Origin of the sequence: Ornithinimicrobium sp. (assembly GCF_051004135.1) — a bacterium.
Classification (GTDB): Bacteria; Actinomycetota; Actinomycetes; order Actinomycetales; family Dermatophilaceae; genus Ornithinicoccus.
This window is the reverse complement of sequence record NZ_JBPCKQ010000081.1, coordinates 1-5,326: the sequence shown is the minus strand read 5'-3', so window position 1 is coordinate 5,326 and position 5,326 is coordinate 1. Positions and strand designations below refer to the sequence as shown.

Below are 5,326 nucleotides of genomic sequence, written 5' to 3'. Positions count from 1 at the left end.
ACGGGTCCGGGAGGGCACTGCGGGGCGTCACTTCACTCCAGCGCGGTCGACCTGCCCCCGCACATCGACACTTCGGATCAGCCACTTCCCGGACCCGCACCCCAGACGCTACCGGCCATCACGACCCATGCGCACCCCGGTCCGGGCTCGGCTCCTCAGCCAACGCGGCGACGCGCCGGAGGTGTCAAGGTGCAGCGCCCTACTGGACGAACGACCTTGACGGCGACAAGCGCCGGCGCACACTCCCAGGAACCGATTCCGGCGACTTGACAACAGAAGGGAGCCGGAATGCCGCACGCTGCGGCCTTACAGTCGAGATCTGCCTGACCGGGGATCGAGGTCCAGGCCCGAGCGCAGGGTGGCCGGGTTGCTAGCCATCCAGGAGCCCAGCACGACCCACGATGGCCGGGCGCACCAGGTTCGGGACATCCCGCGTGGAGAGCCCTTCGGCCAGCGGCGTCGGCGCTAGCATCGGAGCATCGTGGGGAGCGTAGGTGAGAGAGCGCCCGGCCGTGTGGTGGTGGTGCCCCGCGGCTCTCAGTTGTCCACCGCGGCCTGGGGACAGCTTCTGGCCACCCTTCCGCGATGCGAGCAGGAGCGGATCGGTGGTCTGCACCGCTGGGAGGACCGTCAGGACTCCGCGCTTGGATGGTCGTGCCTGCAGGACTTTGCACGAGACGCAGGCACGACGGCGGGTCGCAACCGCTCCGGACGACCCGTGGCCGGCGCGGGGATAGACGTCGGCCTGTCGCACAGCGGTGGCTGGATCGCCGCGGCGACCACGCGCAGCGGATGCGTGGGCGTGGACATCGAGGCGCCCCGGCCGGTGTCACCGGCGCTCGCCCGACGCTGTCTGGCCGACTCAGAGCTGGCCTGGTGGGAGGACGCGCCCCCAGGGCGTGCCCGCGCCCTGCGCTTCCTGCAGCTGTGGACGGCCAAGGAGGCCTACCTCAAGGCCACCGGCGCCGGGTTAAGCACGGACCCGCGTGACCTTGAGATCGACGTGACCGGCGACCGGCCGGTGCTCGCCGGCGACGGGACCGGATCCTGGGAGGTGTCTGCCTGGAGCCCGGCGCCCGACACCTGGCTCACTGTCTGCACCGGTCCGCGCCGGTGAGCGGAGACACGTTGGTCGACGTGCTCCTCGGCGCCGTCGAGCAGGCACCCGAGCAAGTGCTCGTCCAGGTCGACAGCACCGGAGCCGAGACGGTCCGCACCTACCGGCAGCTGCTCGACGAGGCGCTGCGCATCGCCGGCGGCCTGCGCGCCGCGGGCCTGATCGAGGGTATGCCGGTGCTAATCCTCCCCACCGTTGGCACCGACTTCGTCCCCGCCTGCTGGGGAGCCGTGCTGGCCGGTGCCGTACCGGTGCCCGTGGCGCCGCAGCTCGAGCGGGTGCATGCGGTCCGGGCGCATCTGGGCGATGCCCCGATCGTCGTGGCCGAGTCGCAGGCCACGCTGGCCAGCACGCTCGCCGGAGGCAACGACCCTGGGCAGGCCCGGGTGTTGACCCTGGAGCAGCTGCGGCACGCCGATCCCCTGCCGGCCCATCGCCCGGAGCCCGAGGACCTCGCCCTCCTGCAGTTCTCCTCGGGCAGCACGAGCCGGCCCAAAGGGGTCCGGCTCACTCACGCCAACCTCGTGGCCAACCTGCGCCAGGCGCGCTCGGCGGGTGCAGCGAGCGCCAGCGACGTAGTGGTGAGCTGGCTGCCCTACTTCCACGACATGGGGCTGATCGGTGCCCATCTCACCGCGCTGTCGACGGGTGCCAAGCAGGTGACGATGGAGCCGGCGGTCTTCGCCAGGCGGCCGGCGCTGTGGCTGCAGGTCGCCGACCGGCACCGGGCCACGGTCCTGCCGATCGCGAGCTTCGCGCTCGCGCTGACCTGTCAGCGGGTGAGCGCCGATCAGGTGGCCGCGCTCGACCTGAGCTGCGTGCGGATGATCGGCGTGGGCGCCGAGCCCATCCCCGTGCCCGCCTGGCGGGACTTCACCCGGCACCTGCAACCGGCCGGGCTCGACCCGCGCGCGATGACGCCGCTGTATGGATTGGCGGAGGCCACCGTCGCGGTGGCCTTCGGTCCGGTCGGGCAGGTCGCGCCCATTCTGCGCCTGGACCGCAGTGCCCTGGCGCACGGCCGCGCCCTCGACGCTGATCCCGACGCGCCTACCTCCGCGAGCATCGAGCTGATGGAGATCGGTCCCGCCGTGCCCGACGGTGAGCTGCGCGTCGTGGACGACGACGGCAGCGAGCTCGGGGACTCCCAGGTCGGGCAGGTCGAGTTCCGCGGGCCCAACGTGGCGCAGGGGTATGCCGGACTGTCGGCGCAGACGTCGGCGACCTTCATCGACGGCTGGCTGCGCACCGGTGACCTCGGCTTCCTGCGCAAGGGCCGACTCTGCGTCACCGGGCGGGCCAAGGACGTGCTCTACGTCAACGGCCAGAAGCACCATGCACATGACGTCGAGCAGATCGTGGCGGCCACACCGGGTGTGCCGCCCGGACCGGTCGCGGTCGTCGGGTCCACCACCGAGCAGGGGACCGAGCGGGTGACGGTGTTCGTCACCGCTCCACGACCGCCCGCAGATCCTTCCGACGTCGTGACTGCTGTGCGGGCTAGCGTCCGCGAGACGCTGGGCCACGACGACGTGTCGGTCGTGCCCATCCCCGCCCGACGGTTCCCGCGCACGACCAGCGGCAAGATTCAGCGGGCCGCACTGCGTGCCGTCGTCGCCGCCGGCAAGTTCGATGCCCTCACTGCGGTGCCGACACCGACACCAGGACCAGCAGCAACCCCGACCCCGGGACACGCGCCGCGCTCGCGGACCGAGGTCGAGGCGATCGTCACTGCGATCTGGGCGCGCGTCCTGGACGTCCCTGCCGCGCAGATCCAGCCCGACGACCGGTTCCTGGCCATCGGGGGCACGTCGCTGAGCGCGATGCAGCTGCTCGCGCACCTGGAGGACGAGTTCGGTGGTCCACTCGAGCCGGGCGTGCTGCGCGACTGCGGCACGGTCTCCGCGCTTGCCGACCATCTGATCGGTCGTTCCCAGGGCGGCGCCGCCCCCACCCAGACCGTGCGATCCGCGTCGACGACCCAGCCCGCCGCCGTGATCGGCATGGCCTGCCGCTTCCCCGACGCCGACACCCCGGAGGCGTTCTGGCACAACCTCGTCGAGGGCAGAGACAGCGTCACCGAGGTGCCCGCCGCACGCTGGAGCGTGCCGGAGGGAGCCCGGGCCCGGTGGGGTGCCTTCCTCGACGACGTCGCCGAGTTCGACGCCGACTGGTTCGGCATGGGCGACGACGAGGCCGCGATGACCGACCCGCACGCCCGGATCTTCCTCGAGGTCGCGCACGAGGCATTGGAACGCGCGGGCTACGCCGGCCCCCGGCGCCGAGGACGGCGCGTCGGGGTCTTCGTCGCGGTCGGCGAGAGCGGCTATGCCGAGCTGCTGCACCAGGCGATGGCCGACGGGGTGAGGCTGCCGCCGTCGGTCCTGGTCGGCAACCTGCGCAACCTCATCGCCGCCCGCGTCGCCCACCACCTCGACCTGTCCGGGCCGGCCATGGCGGTCGACACCGCCTGCTCCTCCTCGCTCGTGGCGCTGCACCTGGCCCGGCGCAGCCTGGAGGCGGGCGAGTGCGACCTGGCGGTGGTCGGCGGGGTCAGCCTCAACCTCACGCCCACGGCATATCGGCTGCTGGAGTCGGCGCAGGCGCTCTCGCCCACGGGTCGGAGCCGGGCCTTCGCGGCCGGGGCCGACGGCTTCGTGCCGGGGGAGGGTGCGGCAGCGATCGTGCTCGAGCCGCTCGACCGGGCGACCGACCACGGCGATCGGGTGCTCGCGCTCGTGCGCGGCAGCGCGGTCAACAACGACGGCCGGTCGCTGAGCCTGATGGCCCCCAACCCGGTGCTGCAGGCCGAGGTCATCCACGACGCCTACCGGGACGCGGGGATCGACCCGGCGAGCGTCGGCTACGTCGAGGCCCACGGCACCGGCACCGCGGTGGGCGACCCGATCGAGGCCCGCTCCCTGGTGCACGCCTTCCCGCGCGGGCCGGACGGCACCCCCCGCTGGGTGGGCTCGGTCAAGACCAACCTCGGCCACCTGCTCAACGCCGCCGGCATGCCCAGCCTGGTCAAGGTGATCCTGGCGCTGCAGCACCGCGAGCTGCCGCCGTCGCTGCACCACGACCATCCCTCCGGTGAGCTCGACCTGGCCGCCGGGGGTCTCGAGGTGATCACGGAGCACCGCAGCTGGTCGGGGGCGCGTCCGCTGCGGGCGGGCATCAACGGCTTCGGCTTCGGCGGCACCAACGCCCACGTGATCCTTCAGGAGGCGCCCCCGCCCGCCGCGCTTGCGCCGGCTGCTGTGACGCCGCACCTGCTCACCCTGTCGGCCGGCTCTGAGGAGGCGCTGCGAGCGGCCGCGACAGACCTGGCCGCCCATGCCCGGGCCCACCCCGAGATCGACGAGGGCGACCTGTGCCGCAGCGCGAGCACGGCACGCGACGACGCCCCCCACCGCCTGGCGCTGGTGGCCGACGGCGACCTCGCGGCAGGCCTGGAGACCAGGCTCGAGACGCGTCCGCGGGCCGGCGAGGCCCCGGCTCGCGCGGCCCGTGGCCGTCCCCGGCTCGCCCTGCTCTTCGCCGGCCAGGGCACCCAGCTGCTTGAACTGGGATGCGGTCTGCACGCCACTGCGCCGGCCTACCGCCGGATGATGGAGCGGCTGTCGGAGGCCGCCGGGCCGGTCGAGGGCCGCACCCTGGCGCAGCGGTCGTTGGACCCCGGTGTCGAGCAGGAGCAGCCGCTGAGCACCGCCGTCGCCCAGCCGCTGCTGGTCGCCGTCGGCGTCTCGCTGGCCGAGCAGCTCCGGGCCTGGGGTGTGACGCCGGACGGCGTGCTGGGCCACAGTGTCGGGGAGCTGGCAGCGGCCGCGGTATGCGGTGCGCTCACCCCGGCCGAGGCGGTGCGCCTGGCGGTCCGCCGCGGCGCCCTGATGCAGGAGCACTGCTCCGCCGGGGGGATGGCTGCCGTCGTCGGCCCCGACGCCGAGACCAGGGAGGTCGTCGAAGCGGAGGAGGGCCGGCTCTCGGTGGCTGCCGTCAACGGACCGGACCACCTGGTGATCTCGGGGGAGACCGACGCGCTGTCGCGGGCCGTGGCCGAGCTGACCCGGCGCGGCTGCCGGTGCCGCCGTCTGGAAGTCTCCCGCGCGTTCCACTCGGCGATGGTGGACACTGCGCTGCCCGGGCTGGTAGAGGGAGCGGCCGCCAACCCCCGTTTCCCCATCTCTGTCGCCCCCCTGTTTCGCGCAG

At 73.4% G+C, this 5,326-nt stretch carries 2 protein-coding genes; both read left to right on the top strand.

The window, feature by feature from the left end:
- Positions 1-718: 718 nt before the first annotated feature.
- Positions 719-1,117: a 4'-phosphopantetheinyl transferase family protein gene (locus tag ACR2FV_RS04775; RefSeq protein ID WP_434014558.1), complete on the top strand. Its 399-nt coding sequence runs from the start codon at positions 719-721 to the stop codon at positions 1,115-1,117.
- The coding region (locus tag ACR2FV_RS04770; RefSeq protein ID WP_434014557.1) for a beta-ketoacyl synthase N-terminal-like domain-containing protein at positions 1,114-5,326 on the top strand (4,213 nt) is incomplete at its 3' end. The genes ACR2FV_RS04775 and ACR2FV_RS04770, both read left to right, overlap by 4 nt.